General features: G+C 66.9%; 25 protein-coding genes. 10 read left to right on the top strand and 15 right to left on the bottom strand.

Annotation, left to right across the window (positions count from 1 at the left end):
• Nucleotides 1-21 precede the first annotated feature (21 nt).
• Nucleotides 22-1125, top strand: a complete 1104-nt coding sequence (locus AC1DK9_RS04105; protein ID WP_476863046.1) for an Mrp/NBP35 family ATP-binding protein — start codon at nt 22-24, stop codon at nt 1123-1125.
• 28 nt (nt 1126-1153) lie between these two features.
• Here AC1DK9_RS04105 and AC1DK9_RS04100 read toward each other — a convergent pair whose 3' ends face one another.
• The 3 genes from AC1DK9_RS04100 to sigE all read right to left on the bottom strand — a co-directional run bounded on the left by AC1DK9_RS04100 (nt 1154) and on the right by sigE (nt 3483).
• Entirely contained in the window at nt 1154-1531 is a 378-nt protein-coding gene (locus AC1DK9_RS04100) for a twin-arginine translocase TatA/TatE family subunit (protein ID WP_476863045.1), read from the bottom strand.
• 99 nt (nt 1532-1630) lie between these two features.
• Complete coding sequence (locus AC1DK9_RS04095) at nt 1631-2839, bottom strand: anti-sigma factor family protein (protein ID WP_476915063.1); 1209 nt, start codon at nt 2837-2839, stop codon at nt 1631-1633.
• Between the two features lie 8 nt (nt 2840-2847).
• Nucleotides 2848-3483 (bottom strand): RNA polymerase sigma factor SigE, encoded by a 636-nt coding sequence (gene sigE / locus AC1DK9_RS04090; RefSeq protein ID WP_476863043.1) that lies wholly within the window; start codon nt 3481-3483, stop codon nt 2848-2850.
• A 232-nt stretch (nt 3484-3715) separates the two neighbouring features.
• Here sigE and AC1DK9_RS04085 point away from each other — a divergent pair, with 232 nt between their 5' ends.
• Nucleotides 3716-4348 carry an O-methyltransferase gene (locus AC1DK9_RS04085; protein ID WP_476863042.1) on the top strand — a complete coding sequence of 211 codons (633 nt, stop codon included), beginning with the start codon at nt 3716-3718 and terminating at the stop codon, nt 4346-4348.
• A gap of 64 nt (nt 4349-4412) precedes the next feature.
• On the opposite strand, the gene AC1DK9_RS04080 is transcribed toward AC1DK9_RS04085, so the two are convergent.
• From AC1DK9_RS04080 to AC1DK9_RS04065, 4 genes are all read right to left on the bottom strand, one after another.
• Nucleotides 4413-4580, bottom strand: coding sequence for a DUF3117 domain-containing protein (locus AC1DK9_RS04080; RefSeq protein ID WP_476863041.1), 168 nt, complete (start codon nt 4578-4580; stop codon nt 4413-4415).
• A 225-nt stretch (nt 4581-4805) separates the two neighbouring features.
• Nucleotides 4806-6092 carry a hypothetical protein gene (locus AC1DK9_RS04075; protein ID WP_476915062.1) on the bottom strand — a complete coding sequence of 429 codons (1287 nt, stop codon included), beginning with the start codon at nt 6090-6092 and terminating at the stop codon, nt 4806-4808.
• Nucleotides 6093-6097: 5 nt separating this feature from the next.
• Nucleotides 6098-6538 (bottom strand): DivIVA domain-containing protein, encoded by a 441-nt coding sequence (locus AC1DK9_RS04070; protein ID WP_476915061.1) that lies wholly within the window; start codon nt 6536-6538, stop codon nt 6098-6100.
• A 35-nt stretch (nt 6539-6573) separates the two neighbouring features.
• Complete coding sequence (locus AC1DK9_RS04065) at nt 6574-7476, bottom strand: LOG family protein (protein WP_476863038.1); 903 nt, start codon at nt 7474-7476, stop codon at nt 6574-6576.
• 156 nt (nt 7477-7632) lie between these two features.
• Here AC1DK9_RS04065 and AC1DK9_RS04060 point away from each other — a divergent pair, with 156 nt between their 5' ends.
• From AC1DK9_RS04060 to AC1DK9_RS04045, 4 genes are all read left to right on the top strand, one after another.
• A complete protein-coding gene (locus tag AC1DK9_RS04060) occupies nt 7633-8388 on the top strand; it encodes an amino acid ABC transporter ATP-binding protein (RefSeq protein WP_476915060.1) in 756 nt (251 codons plus the stop codon).
• Between the two features lie 89 nt (nt 8389-8477).
• Complete coding sequence (locus tag AC1DK9_RS04055; RefSeq protein WP_476863036.1) at nt 8478-9359, top strand: glutamate ABC transporter substrate-binding protein; 882 nt, start codon at nt 8478-8480, stop codon at nt 9357-9359.
• Nucleotides 9360-9458: 99 nt separating this feature from the next.
• Nucleotides 9459-10109, top strand: a complete 651-nt coding sequence (locus AC1DK9_RS04050; RefSeq protein ID WP_441417174.1) for an amino acid ABC transporter permease — start codon at nt 9459-9461, stop codon at nt 10107-10109.
• Nucleotides 10106-10942, top strand: coding sequence for an amino acid ABC transporter permease (locus tag AC1DK9_RS04045; RefSeq protein WP_476915059.1), 837 nt, complete (start codon nt 10106-10108; stop codon nt 10940-10942). The genes AC1DK9_RS04050 and AC1DK9_RS04045 overlap by 4 nt, the downstream gene beginning before the upstream one ends.
• A gap of 86 nt (nt 10943-11028) precedes the next feature.
• Here AC1DK9_RS04045 and dapE read toward each other — a convergent pair whose 3' ends face one another.
• Nucleotides 11029-12153, bottom strand: a complete 1125-nt coding sequence (gene dapE, locus AC1DK9_RS04040) for a succinyl-diaminopimelate desuccinylase (protein ID WP_476915058.1) — start codon at nt 12151-12153, stop codon at nt 11029-11031.
• A 71-nt stretch (nt 12154-12224) separates the two neighbouring features.
• On the opposite strand from dapE, the gene dapD reads away from it, so the two are divergent.
• The 3 genes from dapD (at nt 12225) to AC1DK9_RS04025 (ending at nt 15235) form a co-directional block, all read left to right on the top strand.
• On the top strand, nt 12225-13235 hold the full coding sequence (dapD, locus tag AC1DK9_RS04035) for a 2,3,4,5-tetrahydropyridine-2,6-dicarboxylate N-succinyltransferase (RefSeq protein WP_476915057.1): 1011 nt from the start codon (nt 12225-12227) through the stop codon (nt 13233-13235).
• A gap of 65 nt (nt 13236-13300) precedes the next feature.
• A complete protein-coding gene (locus tag AC1DK9_RS04030; RefSeq protein WP_476915056.1) occupies nt 13301-14152 on the top strand; it encodes a hypothetical protein in 852 nt (283 codons plus the stop codon).
• 105 nt (nt 14153-14257) lie between these two features.
• Nucleotides 14258-15235, top strand: coding sequence for an IS481 family transposase (locus AC1DK9_RS04025; protein WP_476915055.1), 978 nt, complete (start codon nt 14258-14260; stop codon nt 15233-15235).
• Between the two features lie 27 nt (nt 15236-15262).
• Here AC1DK9_RS04025 and AC1DK9_RS04020 read toward each other — a convergent pair whose 3' ends face one another.
• The 5 genes from AC1DK9_RS04020 to fdxA all read right to left on the bottom strand — a co-directional run bounded on the left by AC1DK9_RS04020 (nt 15263) and on the right by fdxA (nt 19715).
• On the bottom strand, nt 15263-15874 hold the full coding sequence (locus AC1DK9_RS04020) for a hypothetical protein (RefSeq protein ID WP_476863030.1): 612 nt from the start codon (nt 15872-15874) through the stop codon (nt 15263-15265).
• Between the two features lie 58 nt (nt 15875-15932).
• Nucleotides 15933-16565, bottom strand: a complete 633-nt coding sequence (locus tag AC1DK9_RS04015; RefSeq protein WP_476863029.1) for a TetR/AcrR family transcriptional regulator — start codon at nt 16563-16565, stop codon at nt 15933-15935.
• 147 nt (nt 16566-16712) lie between these two features.
• Entirely contained in the window at nt 16713-17996 is a 1284-nt protein-coding gene (locus tag AC1DK9_RS04010) for a citrate synthase (protein ID WP_175321750.1), read from the bottom strand.
• Nucleotides 17997-18227: 231 nt separating this feature from the next.
• Nucleotides 18228-19376: a succinyldiaminopimelate transaminase gene (dapC, locus tag AC1DK9_RS04005; protein WP_476915054.1), complete on the bottom strand. Its 1149-nt coding sequence runs from the start codon at nt 19374-19376 to the stop codon at nt 18228-18230.
• A gap of 12 nt (nt 19377-19388) precedes the next feature.
• A complete protein-coding gene (gene fdxA, locus AC1DK9_RS04000) occupies nt 19389-19715 on the bottom strand; it encodes a ferredoxin (RefSeq protein WP_056737938.1) in 327 nt (108 codons plus the stop codon).
• A gap of 152 nt (nt 19716-19867) precedes the next feature.
• On the opposite strand from fdxA, the gene AC1DK9_RS03995 reads away from it, so the two are divergent.
• Complete coding sequence (locus AC1DK9_RS03995) at nt 19868-20098, top strand: putative acetyltransferase (protein WP_476915053.1); 231 nt, start codon at nt 19868-19870, stop codon at nt 20096-20098.
• Here AC1DK9_RS03995 and AC1DK9_RS03990 read toward each other — a convergent pair.
• Nucleotides 20095-20478 (bottom strand): hypothetical protein, encoded by a 384-nt coding sequence (locus AC1DK9_RS03990; protein WP_476915052.1) that lies wholly within the window; start codon nt 20476-20478, stop codon nt 20095-20097. The two genes, AC1DK9_RS03995 and AC1DK9_RS03990, sit on opposite strands and share 4 nt — an antisense overlap.
• A 27-nt stretch (nt 20479-20505) precedes the next feature.
• On the bottom strand, nt 20506-22434 hold the full coding sequence (gene typA, locus AC1DK9_RS03985) for a translational GTPase TypA (RefSeq protein WP_476915051.1): 1929 nt from the start codon (nt 22432-22434) through the stop codon (nt 20506-20508).
• Between the last annotated feature and the right edge of the window lie 217 nt (nt 22435-22651).

The following is a 22651-nucleotide window of genomic DNA, read 5'->3' as shown; positions in this document are numbered from 1 at the left end:
CAGTCCGCCGTGGAACGCTCGGTGCACGCGGCACTGGCCACGGTGATCGACCCGGAACTGCGCCGGCCCATCACCGAACTCGGCATGGTTGATTCGGTGGACGTTTCCGGCTCCGGCCGGGTCCGGATCACCGTGCTCCTCACCATCGCGGGCTGCCCGCTGCGCGGCACCATTACCGCGGACTGCGAGGCGGCGCTGACGGCCGTGCCAGGCGTCACCGCCGTCGACGTCGAACTCAAGGTGATGAGCCAGGAACAGCGCGATGCGCTCAAGGAGCAGTTGCGCGGCCCGGGCGGTGCGCGCGGCATCCCGTTCAACGCCCCCGGCTCCCTGACCAAGGTGTACGCCGTGGCCAGCGGCAAGGGCGGCGTCGGAAAGTCCTCGGTGACCGTGAACCTGGCCTGCGCCCTCGCGGCGCAAGGGCTGCGGGTGGGGATCGTCGACGCCGATGTGTACGGCTTCTCCGTCCCGGCGTTGATGGGCATCGATCAGGCACCCACCCGGGTGGACGACATGATCCTTCCGCCGGTGGCCTACGGCGTCAAGGTCATTTCCATCGGCATGTTCGTCACCGGAAACCAGCCGGTGGCCTGGCGCGGGCCGATGCTGCACCGCGCCCTGGAGCAGTTCCTCACGGACGTCTACTTCGGCGACCTGGACGCGCTGTTCCTGGATCTGCCCCCAGGCACGGGAGACATTGCCATTTCAGTGGCCCAGCTGCTGCCGAAAGCGCAGATCCTGGTGGTCACGACGCCGCAGGCGGCGGCGGCCGATGTCGCCGAGCGGGCCGGAGCAATCGCGGTGCAAACCGGGCAGTCGGTGGCCGGCGTCGTGGAGAACATGTCCTACCTGGAGATGCCCGACGGCGAACGAATGGAACTCTTCGGCAGCGGCGGCGGCGCGGTCCTCGCCGAGCGGCTCTCTGCGACGGTCGGTACCGAGGTACCGCTGCTGGGGCAGATTCCGCTGGATATCCTGCTGCGCGAAGGCGGGGACACCGGGGTTCCGCTGGTGCTTGGCCGCCCCGAGACTCCGGCAGCCCTTGCCCTGGCGGGCATTGCCGGCAAGCTGGCGTCCAGCCCGCGCGGACTGAAAGGAATGTCGCTGGGCCTCCAGCCCCGCTGACGAGCTCCGGCCCGGCCTTGCGGTCCGCCTAGGTGGCCTCGGAATCGAACGGGGCGGGCACACCCTGCGGCAAGCGCTCGATCACCCGGGCCGGTGGGCGCTCCTCCGCGGTGGCGACCGCCGCCGGCGCTCCGGCGCTCACGGGTTTGGTGTCGTCCTCCAGGAGGGCTTCCTTGATGATCCGGCGGGGGTCATACTGCCGCGGATCGTACTTCTTCCAGTCCACATCGTCGATGTCGATGCCGACTTCTTCCTTGATCTGCTCGCGGGCGCCCGAAGCCATCCGCCGGACTTCCTTGACGATGTTGGCCAGCTTCTGGGTGTATTCGGGCAGCCTGCTCGGTCCGATCACCAAAAGGCCGATGATCAGGAGAAGAATGAACTCCGGTCCGTTGATTCCTAGCACTCTAGGAGATTACCCTCTCAGCCCTGCGCGGCACGATTCCGAGACACCCCGAAGCGCCACGGCTGGCGGCCCCTTCGCTATGCGGCGAGATGGCGCTCCTCATCGCGCGAGCAGCTCCACGATTCGTTCCAGGCCCCGCTCCAGCCGGGCAGGGACACCGCCGTCGCCTGGCGCCGCCGGTGACATCGCGGACGTCGCCGGACGGGAGTGCACCAGGGCTCCCAGGCCATCGTCCGCCTGGTCGGCCGGGAGCTCGGAAACGTACGTGAAGGTGGCCGTCGAGGTCCGGTAGATCGCACGGAAAGGCGCGTGTTTGTTGATCCACAGGGTGCCGGAGGACGATGCGGGCGCCGCTGTTGCGTCGAGTCCGGCGGCTGTGTCCAACCGGGCGGCCACGAAGCCGTCCTCGGTGGCCGGGTGCCCGGTCAGCACGTTCACCGGAGGTCCGGAGGGCGGCGCCGCATCCCCCTGTGCCGAGCCGTCCCGCCCGGGTGCCGGCCGCAGGGCGCCGGCCGTTCCAGGAAGCCCAGGGGCCGCTGTGGCGTGCTGCTCCAGGACCGTCGCAAAGTGCCGGCCGTCGGTGAGCCGCAGCTCTAGGATTTCCGAGCCGTCGGTGACTCCACCGCGGGCCCAGACCAGGTGGTAGCCGAGCTCCCGCAGTTCCGGGCAGCTCCAGCCACGGGCACGCAGCGCGGAGAGCTGTTCGGCGCTCAGCGACCCCGCCGGAGTGACGTCCGGCTCGCCGCTGAGTTTCCAGGCGGCCATGGAGATGCTCTCGGAGGACAGTGCCGGGCCCGGGATGCTCCGTCCGGGGAAGGTGGTGCTGAATGCTTCCTCGCCGGGCGGCGTGGTCTCGCTGCCCAACAGGTAGGCGGCGCCACCCATCAGGACTGCCGTCGCGGCCGCCCCGCCGGCGATCTGGACGGCAAGCCGAAACGGCTTCCCGTGCTGCGGCCTGTTCTGACGCACAGTCCGGTGCGGCACGGTCCCCGATGCCGGGAGCGGATCAGGCGCGGGAGCCGTCGCTGCCTCCGCGCCGTCCTGGCCGGCAGCCAGCACACCGGTCCGTGCCAGCAGGCGGGCGGTCAGGTCCTCGCTGGCGGCGGGCACAGCGGCACCGCGCAGGCGTTCGAGGTACTGGCGTTCGCGCTGCAGCCGGGCCCGGCACGCCTCACACCGCTCAAGGTGCTTGCGGCGCCGCTCCTGGGCCGCGCCGCTGAGCGATTGCGCGCCCGGCAGGGCACGGCCCGGCTTGCGGCCGAAGTACGTGCAAGTGAGGCCAGCGAGGAAATGTTTCAGGTGACCCATTGACCGGTTCAGAGGAGGCCGGCGATGCGGGGCATCTTGAGCCTCGGCTTCAGTGTCTGCTTTGCGGCCGACTGGGGCCTCGGATCGCGGTGGGCGAGCTTTTCGCGCAACATCGTCCGGCCGCGGTGGATCCGGGACCTGACCGTACCCAGCTTGACGTCCAGCGCCACGGCAACCTCGTCGTAGGACAGGCCCTCGAGGTCGCACAGCACCACTGCAGCGCGGAAATCCGGCGGCAACTCCTCCAGGGCGGCCTGCACGTCCAGGTCAAGGTTGTTGAATTCGAAGCTCTGCTCCGGGCCCGGCTCGCGGCCGGGAATGCGCGACTCGGCGTCTTCGGCCAGCGCATCGAAGCGGATCCTGCTCTTACGCCGGGCCTGGTCGAGGAAGAGATTGGTGGTGATGCGGTGCAGCCAGCCGTCCAGGGTGCCGGGCTTGAAGTTCTCCAGCGAACGGAACACCCGCACGAACACTTCCTGGGTGAGGTCCTCGGCGTCGTATTTGTTACCCGTGAGCCGGTACGCCAGGCGGTAGACCTTGGCGGAGTGGTTAGTCACTACCTCTTCCCACGTCGGCCTGACCCACTCGGCCTCGGCCGTGGGCTGGGACTCGTCAGTAACCGGGACAGCTGCCACAACCGACATTGCCCACTCCCCTCGCGGATGATGCGTTCGCCTGGATGGCTTGCTGCTGCAAGCTTCTACACCCTAGATTCGGCGCCGATCACCACGCGGATGATCGAATAGCCATCATTTCAAAATAAGCTGGGAATTTCCTGACGCAGCCGCTTCTTCTGCCAACGGCGGAACCCGGAACAGCCTTCAGAACACAGTACGCTGTATGAAACACTCCCCTCCTGCCCGGAAAGCGATACCCATGAGCGCCGATAAGTCCACGAGCTGGTCCTACGCAGAAGATCTGCCTGCCGAGGATGAGGTTCTGTTGCACGCGCGCGAACGGTCTTTCGAACTGGGCGTCACCCCGATCGGACCCGGCGTCGGCGCCGTCCTGACGGTACTCGCAGCCGCCTCCAAGGCCCAGACGGCCGTGGAAATCGGCACCGGCGCCGGCGTCTCCGGCGTCTGCATCCTGCGGGGCCTCGGCCCGCAGGCGGTCCTGACGACGATCGACGTCGACGTCGAGCACCTCCGCGCCGCGCGGGAGTCCTTCCAAGAGGCAGGCAGCCCCGCTAACCGCACGCGCACCATCTCCGGTCGCGCCGGCGACGTGCTGCCGCGACTGACCGACGGCGCTTACGACCTGGTCTTCATCGATGCGGACAAGCCCAACTACCCCAGCTACGTGGAACAGGCCATCCGGTTGCTCAAGTCCGGCGGCCTGCTGATCGTCAACGACGCCCTCGACAAGGACCGCGTCTCCAACCCCGCGGCCCGCGAGGCCACCACCGTCGTGCTGCGCCAGGTGGGCAAGTCCATCCGCGACGACGACCGCCTCGCCTCAGCCATGCTGCCGACCGGCGACGGTTTGCTGGTGGCAGTCAAGAAATAGCCCCGAAAACGGCGAAGGGGCCCGCAGCCAACCGGCTGCGGGCCCCTTCCCTGTGACGAAAAAACTATTCGGTAACGCCGACCAGGCATTCCTTGAGATTTGTCGCTTCGGAAGCGTTGAGTTCGACTACCAGCCGTCCCCCGCCTTCGAGCGGAACCCGCATGATCAGGCTGCGGCCCTCTTTCGTCACTTCCATAGGGCCGTCGCCGGTGCGTGGTTTCATAGCCGCCATGAGGAATATCCCCTCCAGTAGTCCCGTGACTTTCCAGCCCGGCCGGGCTGTGTCCGCTTGGTCAAACAAACAGCCCGGCGGCCGTGATGGCAGCCTCCGTGGCTAAATTCTTAGTTTTCCTTAGCTTACGTTCCATTATCCCGTAATTACGCGCTTGTAGCTAATCGATGGACTTTTTATGCCGTCGGGGAATCCCGCATTTACGGCAGCAAAAGGTGTCCGGCATCACGGCGGATAGTCGCCTCCGCCGGGCAATTGGGCCCATGCCCAAAGCCACACGATCCAGACGATTTGCAGCAGAATAAACATGACAACAACGGTCCCGCGGTAGGCCCGGGAGCGGGAGACGAGGGCGGCGCTGAGCGCCAGCGGGAACAGCGGCAGCAGCATCCGGAAGGTGCTGGTCTGCGGGTGCAGGAACGCCAGCAGGTAGCCCATGTAACAAACGCACCAGAGCCTGAGCTCGGTGCCGAGGGCTGCCACGGGGCGGGACGTCATCAGGAGGACAATGGCGGCCACGACGACAAACGGCGCCAGCAGTCCGAGGACGGGGCCGAAGAGCTGGATACCTGTGTCGAACCAGGGCTTGAAGGGCACGAGATCGTGGCCGCGCCAGACAGTCTCCGTCTTCGTGTAGGCCTGGATGTCGCCCGTGGCTGCCCACGCGATGGCGGGCCACAGCAGCGCCGCCAGGCTGCTGACGGCGGTGAGGCCGGCCAGCGACCACAGCTCGCCCGGTTTGGACGACAGGGCTGCGGGGGTTTCCCCGCCGGGGCCGTGCGCCGCAGCGATCCGGGGCGCTCCGCGGAACGCAGCGACCAGGTGCGGATACACCCGGTACAGGAAGAGCAATCCGACCATCGCGGCGAAGGGCACGCCCGTGGGCCGCGACAGGCACATCAGGAGCACCACCGGCATCGCCCAGAGGTAGCGCCGGCGGACCACCAGCAGCAGCGCCGCGGCGAGCAGCAGGAGGTTCAGCGACTCCGCGTAGGGAACCTGCAGCACTGGAGAAACGGGGAAGGTGCAGAAGAAGACCGCGCCCCAGAGCGCCGTGCGGTGCGTGGCCTTCTGCCGGAAAAGCCGGTAGACCACCAGGGCGGCTGCCAGCCCGGAGAGCATGGCGATGATGGTGAGCGCGGCGGCGGGCGCGATTCCGGCCACCCCGGCGAGGGTCCGGCCCAGTAGCGGGAAGAGCGGGTAGAAGGCCCACGTGTTTTCCTGCACCGTGCCGGCGTCGTCGGTCGGCAGTTCGGCGGGATAGCCGTTCCGCAGGGCTTCGCCGTACCAGCGGGCATCCCAGATGTTGATGAAGTTCCAGTAGTCCGGCTTCGGCGGAAACCACGGGTTCACGCCCTGATGCAGGGCGGCCGCCATGAAGATGCAGGCACTGACCAGCCGGGCCGCGAGGTAGAGGCCGCCGACCTGCAGCCACCACGGCCAGCGGGCGGCGCGCGTGCCGGCGGCCGCGATCCGGCCCCACACGGCAGAGTTGGCGTTCTCCTGGGCCACCGGGGTCACGGTGCCGGGTCCGACGCCGATTCCGGCGTCGATTCCGGCGTCGATTCCGTCGCGGAGCCAGGGAGCCGGTCCGGCGCCTGTTCCGGGAGCCGGCCCGGCGCTGACGGCCCCGGCGAGGTTCGCTGCGCCGCCGTGCGGAGCCGGGCAATTTCGCGGTCTTTTCGGGCGATCTGCTCGCGCAGCTCGTCGAGGACTTGATCTACCTGGTCCATTCGGTAGCCCCGTACCCCGACGGCGAACCGGATCCGGTCGATGTCCGCGGGGGCCGCGTCGGCAGGCAGCAGCACGGCCGGCAGCGACGCCACCGGCTCGTCGAAGCCGTCGTCGAATGGCTGTTCGCCGGCGCGGCGGCGGAAGAACCGCGGCACCAGGTCGGTACCGACGAGGATGGCGACGGCGGCAAGCGCGATCGCCACGAAGACCAGGAAGAAACTCACAGCTCCATCGTGCCAGACGCGGCCGTGCGGGCTGGTCAGGCCCGCGGACCGCCGGCTGCGCCGTTGCTGCCGTTGCTGCCGTTGCCCGTGCCGTTTCCGGCGCTGGGGTTGGCCCCGTTGGGGTTGCGGTGCCGGGCGGCGCCTTCGACGATGAGTTCGACGGCGAGCGCCGGGTCGTCGACCACCTGCACGAGGTCGAGGTCTTCCTCCGCCATCATTCCCTCGGCGACCAGGGTGGTCTGGATCCAGTCCAGCATCGGGCTCCAGAACGCGGTGCCGATCAGCACGATCGGGAAGGACGTTACCTTCCGCGTCTGGACCAGGACCATGGCCTCGAAAAGCTCGTCCAGGGTGCCCAGGCCGCCGGGGAGCACAATGAATCCCTGGGCGTATTTCACGAACATGGTCTTCCGGGCAAAGAAATAACGGAAGTTGATGCCAAGGTCGACCCACTGGTTCATGCCCTGCTCGAACGGCAGTTCAATCCCCAGGCCCACCGATACCCCGTTGCCCTGGACCGCACCCTTGTTGGCCGCTTCCATGGAGCCGGGACCGCCGCCGGTGATGACGGCCAGGCCGGCTTCGGCCAGTTTGCGGCCGACGTCGACGGCCAGCTCATAGTTGAGGCTCCCCGGCAGGGTCCGCGCGGAACCAAAAACGCTGACCGCCGGGCCAAGGTCGGCGAGGGCGCCGAAACCTTCCACGAATTCGCTCTGGATCCGCAGCACCCGCCACGGGTCGGTGTGCACAAACTGCCCGGGGCCCTTGGTGTCCAGCAGCGTTTGGTCCGACATCGTGACCTTGGCAGCCTTGCGGCGCAGTTCAAGGGGGCCCTTGTGCCGGATACCGTTGGCCGGCGGGTAATCCCGCCGCCCGGCACCGGTGTTCGGCGCGGGGTTCGGCTCTGGCGTGGGCTGCGGATCGGTACTCATGCCCATAGGCTAGCGCGGATCGGCAGGCCGGGCGGTTCGGCACGGCCTGCACGCCGGACCCGGCGACGCGGCCCCTGACCTGCGGATATCTCTTGGGTCACGATGTTGACCAACTCCGAGTGATTGGGGTCATAATCCGCTAATGTTCGCTAGATTCTTCTTATGACTACTCAAGTGCCCGGCGATGCCCTCGTCTCCCTGAATGCCGTCAACAAGCATTACGGCCAGTTGCACGTCCTCAAGGACATCAATTTGAACGTCCGCAAGGGAGAGGTCGTTGTTGTCATCGGCCCCTCGGGTTCCGGCAAGTCAACGCTCTGCCGCGCCATCAACCGGCTGGAAACCATCGATGACGGCGTCATCAAGATCGACGGCAAGGATCTTCCCGCTGAGGGCAAGGAACTCGCGAAGCTGCGCGCCGACGTCGGGATGGTCTTCCAGTCCTTCAACCTGTTTGCCCACAAGACGATCCTGGAAAACGTCACGCTCGGACCGATCAAGGTCAAGGGCGTGTCCAAGGCCGAAGCGGACAAGGACGCCATGGCCCTGCTCGAGCGCGTCGGCGTCGGACACCAGGCCCCGAAGCTGCCGGCCCAGCTCTCCGGCGGCCAGCAGCAGCGTGTGGCCATCGCCCGTGCCCTCGCCATGAAGCCGAAGGTCATGCTCTTCGACGAGCCCACCTCCGCTCTGGACCCCGAAATGATCAACGAGGTCCTCGACGTCATGGTCCAGCTCGCCAAGGAAGGCATGACCATGATCGTGGTGACCCACGAGATGGGCTTCGCCCGCAAGGCCGCGGACCGGGTGGTGTTCATGGCGGACGGCCAGATCGTCGAAGACGCCACGCCCGAGGAGTTCTTCACCAACCCGAAGAGTGATCGCGCCAAAGACTTCCTGTCCAAGCTGCTGACGCACTAAGCCCGCCAGGCTCCGAACACCAACACCGAACCTTCCGCAGAGACCGCACCCAGGCCGCCGTGAGGCGGCCGCCCAATGAAAGGAATGTCATGATGGCATTTTTGACCCGAAGGAAGTCCCTTCTGGTGGCCGCATCCGCAGCTCTGGCCCTGAGCCTGAGCGCCTGCGGCGGCAGCTCCTCCACGACCAACCCGCCCGTAGCCGAGAAGCCGAGCTTTGCCGCCGACAGCACCATGGCAAAGCTTTCTTCCGCCGGCAAGATCACCATCGGCACCAAGTTCGACCAGCCGCTGTTCGGCCAGAAGGGCCTCGACGGCAAGCCTGTCGGTTTCGACGTTGAGATCGGCAAGCTGATCGCCGCGAAGCTGGGCATCCCCGCTGACAAGATCGAGTGGGTCGAGACCGTCTCCGCCAACCGCGAGCAGTTCATCAAGCAGGGCAAGGTCGACATCATCGTCGCCACCTACACGATCAACGACAAGCGCAAGACCGAAGTCGACTTCGCTGGTCCGTACTACGAGGCCGGCCAGGCTCTCATGGTGAACAAGGACAACAACTCCATCACCAAGCCTGAGGACGTCAAGGGCAAGAAGGTCTGCTCCGTCACCGGTTCCACCCCTGCCTCCACCATCGTGGAGAAGTACGGAGCAGTCCTGGTTCCGGCCGCGACCTACTCCGCCTGCCTTGAGCCGCTGCGCAACAAGCAGGTTGAAGCTGTCACCACCGACAACGTCATCCTCGCCGGCTTCGTCAACAAGGAGCCGGATGCCTTCAAGCTGGCCTCGGACGAGACCTTCACCAAGGAGCCTTACGGCATCGGCCTGAAGAAGGACGACAAGGTCTTCCGCAACTGGATCAACGACCAGCTGGAAGCCTTCGACAAGGACGGTTCCTACAAGAAGGCCTGGGAAGCGACCGCCGGCGCAGTCATCAAGACCGCTCCGAAGCTCCCCACCATCGACCGCTACTAAAGCCGGACGCGGCGGCCGCCGGAACCCGCACCCCTGCGGACCGGCGGCCGCCGCACCCCTGCTCAAGCTTGAATCCCCTCAACGCAGCTGAAGGAACCTATGGACGTCATCATTGAAAGCCTGCCCCAGTATTGGGACGGCTTTCTCAGAACCCTCTTCCTGGCCGTGGTCTCGGGAATCATCGCCCTTGTCTTCGGCACCCTGCTCGCGGCGGCCCGGGTCTCCCCCATCGCCGCGTTGCGCGGTTTCAGCATGGCCTACGTGGAGATTGTCCGGAACACCCCGCTGACCATCGCTTTCTTCTTCGCCGCCGTGGTGCTGCCCCGCCTGGGTGTCACGTTCCAGCAGTTCGAAGTCGCCGCGATCATCGCCCTGAGCGCTTACACCTCGGCCTTCATCGCCGAGGCGGTCCGCTCCGGCGTCAACAGTGTTCCCGTGGGCCAGGCCGAGGCCGCACGCAGCATCGGCATGAAGTTCAGCCAGGTGCTCTCCCTGATCATCCTGCCGCAGGCTCTCCGCACGGTGATCCCGCCGCTGATCAATATCCTGATCGCCCTGGTGAAGAACTCCTCCGTGGCCGGCGCGTTCTATGTGCTCGAGCTTTTCGGCTACGGCAAGCAGCTCGCCAACGACCACGGCGACGCCGTCATGTGGGTCCTGGTGGGCGTCGCGTTCTTCTACCTGCTGATTACCGTGCCGCTTGGCTACCTCGCCAACGTGGTTGAACGAAAGGTGGCGATCGCACGATGAGCTCTGTTCTCTACGACGTCCCGGGCCCGAAAGCCCGCCGCGTTTCCCTGATCGGCTCAGTCATTGGCGTTATCGTGATCGGCGCCCTCCTGGTCCTGGCCGTGATGACCCTCGCCCAGCAGGGCATTTTCGAGGCCCAGCGCTGGGCCATCTTCAGCCAGGCCGACGTCTGGACCCTGATCGCCAACGGCATCGGTGCCACGCTCAGCGCCGCAGCGGTCTCGGCCGTGATCGCTTTCCCGCTGGGCCTGCTGCTGTGCCTGATGCGCATCTCCGACGTCGCCTGGGTCCGTGTTCCCACCCGCATCGTGCTGGAGTTCCTGCGCGGCATGCCGGTGGTGCTAATGATGCTGTTCGTGCTGCTCGTCTTTGCCACCAGTTCCTTCATCGCCGTCGTGGCCGGCCTGGTCCTTTACAACTCGGCGATCTTCGCCGAAATCATCCGCGCCGGCATTCAGTCGCTGCCCAAGGGACAACGCGAAGCCGGCCTCGCCATCGGCCTCACCAGCTTCCAGTCCCGGCTGACCATTGAGTTGCCGCAGGCCATCCGCCGGATGCTCCCCTCGCTCGTGGCGCAGCTGGTGGTCCTGCTCAAGGACACCTCGCTCGGCTACATCGTGGCCTACGGCGAGCTCCTTCGCGCGGTGCAGGTCATGGCCGACTTCCTGGGTCCGCAGTTCCTCTTCCCGGTGTTCTTCGTGGCCGCTGCCATCTACATCGCGATCAATCTGGCGGTCTCCCGGCTCGCCATCTGGATCGAGAAGCGCGGTTCCAAGAAGGCCGCCGGCGGTACCGCCCACGTCCCGGTCGCCGGGACCGCCCCGGCGAAGTAGGCCCGTCCAGCCAGCTCCAAGCAAGAAGGTCCGGAACCCGATCGGGTTCCGGACCTTCCTTTTTTTCGAGGGGTGCGGGGCAGAGACTAGACGCCGAGCCAGCTGCGCAGCGCCCGCAGGCACTCGCGGATCGCCTCGGCGTCGACGTGCTCGTCATCCTTGTGCGCCAGCAGCGCATCGCCCGGGCCGAAGTTCACGGCGGGGACGCCCAGTTCGCTGAAACGCGCGACGTCGGTCCAGCCGTATTTGGGCTTCGGCTCGGCGCCCACGGCGCCCACGAAGGAGGCGGCCGCGGGGTGGTTCAGGCCCGGGCGTGCACCGTTGGCCCCGTCGGTGCGGACCAGGTCGAAGCCGGCCAGCAGTTCGCGGACGTGCTCCTCGGCCTGCGCCATGGACTTGTCAGGGGCAAAGCGGTAGTTGATCTCCACGACACAGCGGTCCGGGATGACGTTGCCAGCGGTACCGCCGTTGACCCGCACGGCGTTGAGGCTCTCGCGGTAGTCCAGCCCGTCCACCGTGACGGTCTGCGGCTCATAGGCGGCCAGTCGGGCCAGGATCGGGGCCGCGGCATGGATGGCGTTGCTGCCCATCCAGGCCCGCGCCGAATGGGCGGCCTCACCGAGGGTGGTCGCCTCGAAACGGATCGTGCCGTTGCAGCCGCCCTCGACCGTCCCGTCGGTGGGTTCGAGCAGGATCGCGAAGTCGCCCTCGAGCAGGGCGCCGTGGTTCCGCACCAGCCGGCCGAGGCCGCTCTTGACGCCCTCGACTTCCTCATGGTCGTAGAAGACGAAGGTGACGTCCTTGTCCGGCGCCGCGCCGCCGTCGAACAGGCCCGCTGCCAGCGCCAGCTGCACTGCGACGCCGCTCTTCATGTCGGTGGCGCCGCGGCCGTACAGGATGCCCTCCCCCGGCGCCCCGGAGGGCCAGTAGGAGGGAACCGTGCCCAGCGCGCCCTCGGTGGTGGGCAGCGGGACCGTGTCGAGATGTCCGGCGAGGATGACGCGCTCTGCCCTGCCGAGGTTGGTGCGGGCGATCATCGCGTCGCCGTCGCGGGTCAGTTCCAACTCCGGGATGGCGAGGAGGGCGTGCTCAACGGCGTCGGCCAGCCGGCGTTCCTCCCCGGAGACGCTGAAAATGTCGATGATGTCCGCGGTCAAGCAGGCAACGTCCTGGTGCAGGTCCAGACGGGCGGGGGCAATATGATCAGTCACCGTTCCACTGTATCTGTCCGGCTCCCGTCACCGGTTTCAGGGAGCGCGTGGGCCGTCTATAGACTTGACGCATGACTGAAACCGCTGCTGCCGTCGCGCCCGAAGACTACCGCTCCGCCTACGGTTACGGGGTCGCCACCATCGCCACCCACAACGGCACGGCCACTGTGCTGGATGTCTGGTTCCCGGCGCCGGCGCTCGGAACCGCTGCGGAGAACCTGCGCGACGTCGCGAACGCGGACCAGTCACTGCTCGACATCGCCGCGCACGGTGCCGATCCGGACCGCGGCACCGAACAGAAAGTGGTCTTCGTCCAGATCCATCTTGACGAGGCACCCGCGGACACCGCGGACGCGTACCTGCGCCTGCACCTGCTCTCCCACCGCCTGGTGCAGCCGAACAGCATCAACCTGGACGGCATTTTCGGCAAGCTGCCCAACGTCGTGTGGACCAACTTCGGCCCGGCCGCCGTCGAAGATTTTGAACTGACCCGCGCACGCCTGCGCAAGCGCGGTGCGGTGACCGTCTACGGCGTCGACAAGTTCCCGCGGATGGTCGACTACGTTATCCCCTCCGGCGTGCGGATCGCCGACGCCGACCGCGTCCGCCTCGGCGCGCACCTGGCCGAAGGCACCACCGTCATGCACGAGGGTTTCGTGAACTTCAACGCCGGCACGCTCGGCACGTCCATGGTCGAGGGCCGCATCTCCGCCGGCGTGGTGGCCGGCGACGGCTCCGACGTCGGCGGCGGCGCCTCCATCATGGGCACGCTCTCCGGCGGCGGCAAGGAGAAAATCTCCCTCGGTGAGCGGGTCCTGCTCGGCGCCAACTCGGGCGTGGGCATCAGCATCGGCGACGATTCCGTCGTGGAGGCCGGCCTCTACGTCACGGCCGGAACCCGCGTGCGGGTGGTCGGGCCGAAGGACGCCGACGGCGAGGACACCAGCCRGATMGTCAAGGCCGTSGAGCTCTCGGGCATCCCGAACCTGCTCTTCCGCCGCAACTCCTCCACCGGCGAAGTGGAAGTCCTGCCGCGCAAGGGACAGACTGTCGAGCTCAACGAGGCTCTGCACGCCAACTAGGCGGCTGCCGACAATCAACCGGCTGAAGAACCGACCGGCCCGTCCGGGCTTGAGGGAGTAGTTACATGGCACGCAGGGGTCGCTGGCGCCGACGGATCGTGCTGCTGCTGGCCCTGGCGATGGTGGCGGGCGCCATTTACACGGCGGTGGGATTCCTGCAGCGCTCCGAGACGCTGATCACGGAGCGCTGCACCGCAGTGGGGGCCGGCGGCGAGGATCTCGCCACCGACCAGGCCGCCAACGCCGCCCTGGTCAGCGCCGTCGCGGTCCGCCGCGGGCTGCCGGCACGAGCCGCCAGCATCGCCCTGGCCACCTCCATGCAGGAATCGAAACTGCGCAACATCGGCCACGGCGACCAAGCCGGCCCGGACTCGCGCGGCTTGTTCCAGCAGCGTCCCTCCCAGGGCTGGGGCACCGAGGCGCAGGTGATGGACCCGTACCACGCCACCAACGCGTTCTACGATGCCCTCGAGAAAATCCCCGGCTACCAGGTCATTCCCATCACCGAGGCCGCCCAGAGGGTCCAGCGCTCGGCCTATCCGGGCGCCTACGCCCAGCACGAACCGATGGCCCGCGCTTTCGCCTCGGCCCTGACCGGCTACACCCCGCAGGGCGTGGACTGCTCGCTGCGCAAGCCGGATGCCGCCGGGAACGCCGGCCAGGTCCGTCAGCGACTGCTGGCGGCCTTCGGGACCGTCCCGGCAACGGCGTCCGGCAAGACGGTGACGGTCCAGGCCCAGGACAACCAGGCGTGGGCGGTGGCGCAGTGGGCGGTGGCGAACGCGAAGGCGCTGTCCGTCACCGAAGTCCGGACGGACGGCAAGGGTTGGACCAGGGCAGACCACAACGGCTGGCAGTCCTCGGAGGCGCCCGCCGGGCAGGTCAGCATCACCGTCGCGGAGAAGCCCGCGCCCTAGTTGTAGTTCCCACGGAGGTTGTGAACAGCGTGGCTTGATGTAAAGAGCGAGAGCCTCCGGTATCGATTTGGGTTACCACACTCATCTCGACGCCAGGAGGCTCTCGTGTCCTACGTTACCCATGCCAACGCAGACTTGACACCCAGAGCCAGGGGAAAGCTCGCACGGCTGGTCATCGAGCAGGACTGGACTCTGCGCCGCGCCGCAGAACGGTTCCAGTGCTCGCCGGCCACGGCGAAGAAATGGGTGGACCGGTACCGGGCCTGCGGCGAGGATGGCATGGCTGACATGTCATCGCGACCTCACCGGAGCCCGAACCGCACCAACACCCGCACTGAGCGGCGGATCCTGGCGCTGCGCTTCACCCGCCGCTGGGGACCCCACCGGATCGCGGCCCACCTACACCTTGCCCGCTCGACGGTAGGCAAGGTCCTGGCCCGGTACCAGATGCCCCGACTGGCCTGCCTTGACCAAAGCACCGGCCTGCCCGTGCGCAAGCCTGCGCCACGACGCTACGAACACGACCATCCCGGGGACCTGATCCACGTGGACATCAAGAAACTTGGGCGCATCCCACAGGGCGGCGGGCACCGGTCCCTGGGCCGGGCGCTGGGCCGCAGGAACCGCCGCGCAGGGACCGGCTACGCCTACCTGCACCACGCCGTGGATGACCACTCGCGGCTCGCATACTCAGAAATCCTCACCGACGAAAAGAAGGAAACCGCCGCAGCGTTCTGGCTCCGCGCGACCGCGTTCTTCGCAGCCCACGGAATTGCCGTCAAAGCCGTGCTCACCGACAACGGGGCCTGCTACCGTTCCAGAGCCTTCGCCGCCGCACTGGGCCCGCACATCAAGCAACGCCGGACCCGCCCCTACCGGCCCCAAACCAACGGCAAGGTAGAACGCTTCAACCGGACCCTCGCCACGGAATGGGCATACGCCCGGCCCTACACATCAGAAACCGAACGGGCAGCCACCTACCCAGACTGGCTCCACCACTACAATCACCACAGACCCCATACCGGCATCGGAGGCAAAACCCCCATCAGCCGCGTTCACAACCTCCGTGAGAACTACACCTAGTTGACGGCCCAGAGGCCGGACTCCGGTTCAGACCAGGAGTTCGACGACCGGCTGGACGTAGCTGCGGAACAGCTCGGGCTCGGAGAGCAGGGCCGAGCTCATGATGATCTTGTCCGGTTCGAGGTACCAGGCCCGGGGTTCGGCGAGCGGGAGCTCGATGATGGTCAGCTCGAAATCCCGCGCCGCCCGGCCGACTTCCAGCAGCCGGTCGTCGACCATGTCGGCGAGCAGCTGGGTGGCTCCGCTGGCGTCCCGCTCGGCTTCGAGGGCAAGGTACTCCCCCCGGCGTTCCCGCGCCCAGCTGAGCGCCGCGCCGAAGTGGGCCTGCAGTACGCGCCGCAGTGCCGGCGAGTTGCCGAACGCCCGGAAGCCGGGCGGGCCCAGTTCCGGTTCCATCTCGGGGTGTGCCTTCAGGAGCTGCGCCCACCAGGCCTCCCACTCGGTCTTGAGGGCAGGCATGCCGCCGACCTCGTCAATCAAATGCGTGTGGTCGGAGGAACGGATCTTCGGGGCCACGTGGGAGAGTGCCGGGTGGCCTGCAGTATCCAGGCCGGCGGCGTCGCGGACGTAAAGCGCTATGAGCATGGGACCTGAGGTGTCCATGGTGATCCGCCAGCCGGGACCGCCTGTGTGGTGCATCCGATTGCCTCCCTTGGCAAGACGTACTTTTCCAGTCTATTCCTGAAGGTAGCGCACGTTAATGGCTGGCAGCGCGGCTGTCCAGGCTCACCAAATGGGCTTCCAGTACATCGTGGCACATCTGCGCCGTCATCCATTCCGGCTGAAGCAAAGCGTGCATCGTGAGTCCGTCCAGCGTCGCGAGCAGCCGTTCGGCCTCGGTGACGAGCTGCTGCTGGCCGGGGCCGCCGGCCTCGCCCGCGGCCAGGTCCATCATCAACCGGCCGACCACGGCGGCCACCGTGCGGTGGCTTCGGTCGGCCTCCGGGGCGAGGAACGGCTTGGTGCGGGCCGCGTTCTTGAAGGCCATCCAGACGCAGGCCTCCACGGCCCGTTCCTCATCCAGCGGGAGCAGTTCCGCCAGCAGGGCTAACGCTCCGTCCCGGTGCTCGGCGGAACCCGGGGAGGTCGCCGCCAGCCGGGCCTCGGCAGCGTCCAGCCGGGCCGCGATGCGGTCCACGACGACGCCGAAGGAGTGGGCCAGGAGTTCGTCGCTGCTGGCGAAGTAGTGCCGCACCGAGCCAACGGCCAGCTCGGCTTCGTCAGCTACTTCGCGGAGGGATGCCCTTTCGAGCCCGTCCGCTGCGACGATCCTGAAGACGGCTTCGACAACTTCTTGGCGCCGCAAAGCAGCGTCGACAAATTTGGGCATTGCTCCTTTTTAGCACGGATGTGCCCATGCTGGACGCTCCACGCCGGTCACACCCGCAACTCCAGCACCACCGAGTGCGCCAACAACGACGCCGGCCGCGCTCCTCTCGCTCGAGGTGCGCGGCCGGCGTCGTATGTGGTTCCGGGGTTAGACCGAAGGGTAGTTTCGTTCCGGTTCTCCCGTGTACAGCTGGCGCGGGCGGCCGATCTTGGTGTTCGGGTCGCTGATCATTTCACGCCACTGGGCGATCCAGCCCGGCAGGCGGCCGATCGCGAACAGCACGGTGAACATCTTCTCCGGGAAGCCCATGGCCTTGTAGATCAGGCCGGTGTAGAAGTCGACGTTCGGGTAGAGCTTGCGCTGAATGAAGTAGTCATCCTGCAGCGCCTTCTCTTCGAGGCGAAGCGCGATCTCGAGCAGTTCGTCGTTGCCGCCGAGCTTGCTGAGGATCTCGTGCGCGGTGGCCTTGACGATCTTGGCACGCGGGTCGTAGTTCTTGTAGACCCGGTGCCCGAAGCCCATCAGGCGGACGCCGTCTTCCTTGTTCTTGACCTTCTCCATGTAGTCCTCGGGCTTGATGCCGTCGGCCTGGATCTGGCGGAGCATCTTGAGCACGGCCTCGTTGGCGCCGCCGTGGGCGGGGCCGAAGAGCGCGTTGATGCCGGCGGAGACGGAGGCGAAGAGGTTGGCGTTGGAGGAGCCGACCAGCCGGACCGTCGAGGTGGAGCAGTTCTGCTCGTGGTCCGCATGCAGGATCAGCAGCAGGTCCAGTGCCTTGGCGACCACCGGGTCCACCTCGTACTGCTCCGCCGGAAGGCCGAAGCTCAGGCGCAGGAAGTTCTCCACGAGGTTGTGGGAGTTGTCCGGGTACAGCATCGGCTGGCCGACGGACTTCTTCAGGGCGTAGGCGGCGATGACCGGCATCTTGGCCAGCAGCCGGTAGGTGGAGACCTCAACCTGCTCGGCGTTGAACGGGTCCAGCGAGTCCTGGTAGAAGGTGGACAGCGCGGAGACGGCCGAGGACAGCACCGGCATCGGGTGGGCGTCGCGGGGGAAGCCGCTGAAGAAGCCCTTGAGCTCCTCGTGCAGCAGGGTGTGGTGGCGGATCCGCTGGTCGAATGCTTCCAGCTCGGCCGGCGTCGGCAGGTTGCCGTAGATCAGCAGGTAGGAGACTTCCAGGAAGCTGGAGTGCTGGGCGAGCTGCTCGATCGGGTAGCCCCGGTAGCGCAGGATGCCGGCGTCGCCGTCGATGTACGTGATGGCCGAGGTGGTGGCCGCGGTGTTCATGAAACCGGGGTCGAAGGCAACGGCGCCGGTCTGCTTCAGCAGCTTGGAAACGTCGTAGCCCTCGTTTCCTTCAACAACCTTGATGCGCGGGAGCTCGAGCTCGCCGCCCGCATGACGCAGGGTTGCGCTGGTGGTCTCAGTCATGGATTCTCCTCATGAGGCGTCAGGGCCTCTGTTGAAAGCTTGATCCAACATCTGGTGAAGCGGCCCACGGAACCTGTATCTGGACACGGATTCCAACGGCTGCGCTGCCTTCTTGTGGAAAGCCACCATTGATAGTCAGTTAAAAACTACCGCCAGTTCGCGGGTGGCACTAATCCGGGACGACTCCGAGGCGGCCAAATCGGGCATCTTGTGGCCCTCCTCACAGCATTGTTACGGTCCCGTAGCCAGCCGTTCGACGGCGGCGTCGATCCGTTCGTCCGTGGCAGTCAACGCCACCCGGATGAAGCCGTTGCCGGCGTCCCCGTAGAAGACGCCCGGCCCGACGACGATTCCACGGTCGGCGAGCCGGCCGACGGTGTCCCAGGTTGCCTCACCGGCGGTGGCCCAGAGGTACAGCCCAGCGCGGGATTCGTGGATGGTCAGCCCGAAGCGCTCCAGGGCCGGAACGATCCGCTCGCGCCTGCCGCGGTACAGGTCCTTTTGCGCGGCCACGTGGGCATCGTCGCCGAGGGCCACGCGCATGGCTTCCTGGACCGGGTAGGGCACGATCATGCCGGCGTGTTTCCGGCTGTTGACCAGGTTGGCCATGATCGCTCCGTCTCCGGCCACGAAGGCGGCCCGGTAGCCGGCGAGGTTGGACTGCTTGCTCAGCGAATAGACCGCCAAGAGGCCTTCGTGGGAGTCCCCGGCCACCCGGGGGTCAAGGATGCTGGGGACCGGCGTGCCGCCGCGCTGGACGTCCCATTCGCCCCAGCCGAGTTCGGCGTAGCACTCGTCGGAGGCGACCACGGCGCCGAGTTCCCGCGCCTGGTCCACGATCCGCTGCAGGGAGGCCACGTCGCGGACGCTTCCGGTGGGGTTGGCCGGGGAGTTAACCCAGACGAGCCGCACGCGCGCGCGGGTGTCGGCGTCGAGCTCGTCGAGGTCGTCCGCGGCGACGTGCTCGGCTCCGGCAAAGGTGGCCCCGATGTCGTAGGTGGGGTATGCCACGGTCGGCCGGACGACGACGTCGCCCGGCTTGAGGCCGAGCAGGAACGGCAGCCAGGCCACGAGTTCCTTGGAACCGACGGTGGGCATCACGTTCTGCGGATCCAGTCCGGGCACGCCGCGGCGGCGCTCGAACCAGGCTGCGATAGCTTCCCGCAGCGCCGGGGTGCCGTGCACCGTCGGGTAGCCGGGCGCGTTGGCCGCGGCCCGGAGGGCTTCCTGCACCAAGGCGGGCGTATCGTCCACCGGGGTGCCGATCGAGAGGTTGGCAACGCCCCCGGGGTGTTCCGCGGCCCGCGCGAGATACGGGGCCATGGCTTCCCACGGGTAGTCGGGCAGGCTGAGGCCGAAGCTGCGCACCGCTGAAGTCACCGGGGCGCCGTCCTAGTTGTCCTGGTTCTGCGGCGGCAGGGCGGCGATCATCGGGTGGTCCGTGTGGGTGTTGCCGATCTTGGCCGCGCCGCCCGGCGAACCGAGCACGTCGAAGAACTCGACGTTGGCCTTGTAGTAGTCGGCCCACTCCTCGGGGGTGTCATCCTCGTAGTAGATGGCCTCGACGGGGCAGACGGGCTCGCAGGCGCCGCAGTCCACGCACTCGTCCGGGTGGATGTACAGGGAACGCTCACCCTCGTAGATGCAATCGACGGGGCATTCCTCAATGCATGCCTTGTCTTTGACATCTACACACGGCTGCGCGATTACGTACGTCACGTCCCTGGCCTCTCCACGTTGGTTCCGGCATCCCGCCGGATCTTGCTCCCGGCCTGAGCGCCGGGCTGCTGACTTCTGAGCCTATTATCTCCCAGCACGATCCCGCGAACCTAGCCGGGCGTCACAGAGCCTGCGCGTCCTACTATGAACGGGTGAGTTCACCGATCCCCCAGCCGCAGCAGTTCCTCTCCGACGCCCCCTTGGGCACCCGAGTGGTGGTGCGGTACCGGATCGACGGAGGCTTCACCGACGCGCTCGGTGACCTTGTGGGGAGGTCCGACGGCGGCTGCACCGTCCGCACGCGCCGCGCCGACGTCGCCATCCCCCTGCAACTCGTCGTGGCAGCCAAGGAAGTTCCACCCGCCCCGCCCCGCCGGGGCTAGGGCCGGGACCTGCCGCGGGCGTAGCGGCGGCACCAGATGAGCATGACCACTGTGACCAGGGCCGTGCCGAAAATCCAGAGGTTGCCGGCCAGATCCCCGATGATGAGCCGCTTGCCTGTCTCTAAGGTGGACCACCAGCCCGTCAGCGCGTAGCACGCTGCACCGCAGACCGCCGGCGGGACCAGGGAACGCGACGCTGCTCCGAGCAGCAGTTCCACCGATGCGAGCAGCACCAGCGCGGCCGCGGCGCCCCAGGGAAGTTCGATGCCGGCTGCCGCCAGCTGCTGTCGGTGCAGTGCGGTGCCGGCCAGGGCAACGAAAAGAGCTGCCGCCAGGGCGGCGGCAATACCGCCTGCCCTGACGGCAGCTCTCTTAGTCACTTCTCAGCCGAAGCCCGGAGTCCGGGATTAGACCTTGGCGCGGGCGCGGTTGGCCTTGGCACGTTCGTTGGTGTCAAGGATGACCTTGCGGATGCGGATGGCGTCCGGGGTTACCTCGACGCACTCGTCTTCGCGGGCGAATTCGAGGGACTCTTCGAGGGTCAGGTCGCGCGGCGGCGTCAGGTTCTCGAAGGTGTCCGAGGAAGCGGCACGCATGTTGGTGAGCTTCTTTTCCTTGGTGATGTTGACGTCCATGTCGTCGGCGCGGGAGTTCTCGCCGACGATCATGCCCTCGTAGACCTCGGAGGTGGGCTTGACGAAGAAGGAGCCGCGTTCCTGCAGGTTGATCATGGCGAACGGGGTAACAACGCCGGCGCGGTCGGCGATCATCGAACCGTTGGTGCGGTACTCGATCGGGCCGGCCCACGGCTCGTAGCCTTCGGAGATGGAGGCGGCGATGCCGGCGCCACGGGTGTCCGTGAGGAACTTGGTGCGGAAGCCGATCAGGCCACGGGCCGGAACGATGAACTCCATGCGGCACCAGCCGGTGCCGTGGTTGGCCATGTTGGTCATGCGGCCCTTGCGTGCGGCCATGAGCTGGGTGACGGCGCCGAGGTACTCTTCGGGCACGTCGATGGTCATGTGCTCCATCGGCTCGTGGACCTTGCCGTCGATGGTCTTGGTGACAACCTGCGGCTTGCCCACGGTCAGCTCGAAGCCTTCACGGCGCATCTGCTCGACCAGGATGGCCAGCGCGAGCTCGCCACGGCCCTGGACTTCCCAGGCATCCGGACGCTCGGTCGGGAGCACCTTGATGGAGACGTTGCCGATCAGTTCCTTGTCAAGGCGGTCCTTGACCTGGCGTGCGGTGACCTTGGCGCCCTTGACCTTGCCGGCCAGCGGCGAGGTGTTGATACCGATGGTCATGGAGATGGCCGGGTCGTCCACCGTGATCAGCGGCAGCGGCTGCGGGTTCTCGGCGTCGGTCAGGGTCTCACCGATGGTGATCTCCTCGATGCCGGCGACGGCGACAATCTCGCCCGGGCCAGCGGACTCGGCCGGGACGCGGTCGAGTGCCTTGGTGGCGAGCAGTTCGGTGATCTTGACGTTCTTGAGTTCACCGTTGGCACGCGCCCAAGCCACGGTCTGGCCCTTGCGCAGGGTGCCGTTGTAGATACGCAGCAGGGCGAGACGGCCAAGGAACGGGGAGGCGTCGAGGTTGGTGACGTGCGCCTGCAGCACACCCTCCGGGTTGTAAGTCGGGGCCGGGATGTGGTCGATGATGGTCTGGAACAGCGGCTCCAGGTTCTCGTTCTCCGGTGCGGTGCCGTCGGCGGGCTGCTCGAGCGAAGCGCGGCCGACCTTGGCGGCGGCGTAAACGACCGGAACGTTGAGGATCTTGTCCAGGTCCAGGTCCGGAACTTCGTCGGCGAGGTCGGAGGCCAGGCCAAGGAGCAGGTCCATGGACTCGTGGACGACTTCCTCGATGCGGGCGTCGGGGCGGTCGGTCTTGTTGACCAGCAGGATCACCGGCAGGTGCGCGGCGAGGGCCTTGCGCAGCACGAAGCGGGTCTGGGGCAGCGGGCCCTCAGAAGCGTCGACGAGGAGGACGACGCCGTCGACCATGGACAGGCCGCGCTCGACCTCACCGCCGAAGTCGGCGTGGCCGGGGGTGTCGATGACGTTGATCGTGATGGTCTCGCCGTTTGAGGACGGACCGTTGTAGGCCACCGTGGTGTTCTTGGCCAGGATGGTGATGCCCTTTTCCCGTTCCAGGTCACCGGAGTCCATGACGCGGTCTTCGAGGTGGTTGTGCTCGGCAAAGGAGTTGGTCTGCTTGAGCATGGCGTCGACCAGGGTGGTCTTGCCGTGGTCAACGTGGGCCACGATCGCGACGTTGCGCRGGTCACTGCGCGATGCAGTGGCTACCGCAGTGTTGGTGGTGGTTTCAGACATGCGTTATTGCTCGATTCAGTGGTGAAGTCAGCTGTTGTATCGCGACATTTCCAACCGGAACGCACGACAGGTACGGCCCTTTGACACAGGGCGCCTTCATCCATTCTAGACGCTTGGACATTTATTGGCCTAAAATCCGAAAAGCGCCCCTCCCCTGCCCGTTACCGAATCGTGAGTCCGCTGCGCCGCCCAGGTGACCAAAGTCACTGGTATTCGG

This window comes from Arthrobacter sp. 01T414 (assembly GCF_056398965.1).
This window is presented reverse-complemented; position numbering and strand designations above follow the sequence as displayed.

What these genes read in the sequence shown, in the direction of transcription:
- AC1DK9_RS04020 (WP_476863030.1), bottom strand. Translation starts at nt 15,874, where the DNA reads ATGCACCACACAGGCGGTCCCGGCTGGCGGATCACCATGGACACCTCA.
- AC1DK9_RS04015 (WP_476863029.1), bottom strand. Translation starts at nt 16,565, where the DNA reads ATGCCCAAATTTGTCGACGCTGCTTTGCGGCGCCAAGAAGTTGTCGAA.
- AC1DK9_RS04060 (WP_476915060.1), top strand. Translation starts at nt 7,633, where the DNA reads ATGACTACTCAAGTGCCCGGCGATGCCCTCGTCTCCCTGAATGCCGTC.
- AC1DK9_RS04030 (WP_476915056.1), top strand. Translation starts at nt 13,301, where the DNA reads ATGGCACGCAGGGGTCGCTGGCGCCGACGGATCGTGCTGCTGCTGGCC.
- sigE (WP_476863043.1), bottom strand. Translation starts at nt 3,483, where the DNA reads ATGTCGGTTGTGGCAGCTGTCCCGGTTACTGACGAGTCCCAGCCCACG.
- AC1DK9_RS04055 (WP_476863036.1), top strand. Translation starts at nt 8,478, where the DNA reads ATGATGGCATTTTTGACCCGAAGGAAGTCCCTTCTGGTGGCCGCATCC.
- AC1DK9_RS04010 (WP_175321750.1), bottom strand. Translation starts at nt 17,996, where the DNA reads ATGACTGAGACCACCAGCGCAACCCTGCGTCATGCGGGCGGCGAGCTC.
- AC1DK9_RS04085 (WP_476863042.1), top strand. Translation starts at nt 3,716, where the DNA reads ATGAGCGCCGATAAGTCCACGAGCTGGTCCTACGCAGAAGATCTGCCT.
- AC1DK9_RS04095 (WP_476915063.1), bottom strand. Translation starts at nt 2,839, where the DNA reads ATGGGTCACCTGAAACATTTCCTCGCTGGCCTCACTTGCACGTACTTC.
- AC1DK9_RS04050 (WP_441417174.1), top strand. Translation starts at nt 9,459, where the DNA reads ATGGACGTCATCATTGAAAGCCTGCCCCAGTATTGGGACGGCTTTCTC.
- AC1DK9_RS04045 (WP_476915059.1), top strand. Translation starts at nt 10,106, where the DNA reads ATGAGCTCTGTTCTCTACGACGTCCCGGGCCCGAAAGCCCGCCGCGTT.
- AC1DK9_RS04080 (WP_476863041.1), bottom strand. Translation starts at nt 4,580, where the DNA reads ATGGCGGCTATGAAACCACGCACCGGCGACGGCCCTATGGAAGTGACG.
- AC1DK9_RS04065 (WP_476863038.1), bottom strand. Translation starts at nt 7,476, where the DNA reads ATGGGCATGAGTACCGATCCGCAGCCCACGCCAGAGCCGAACCCCGCG.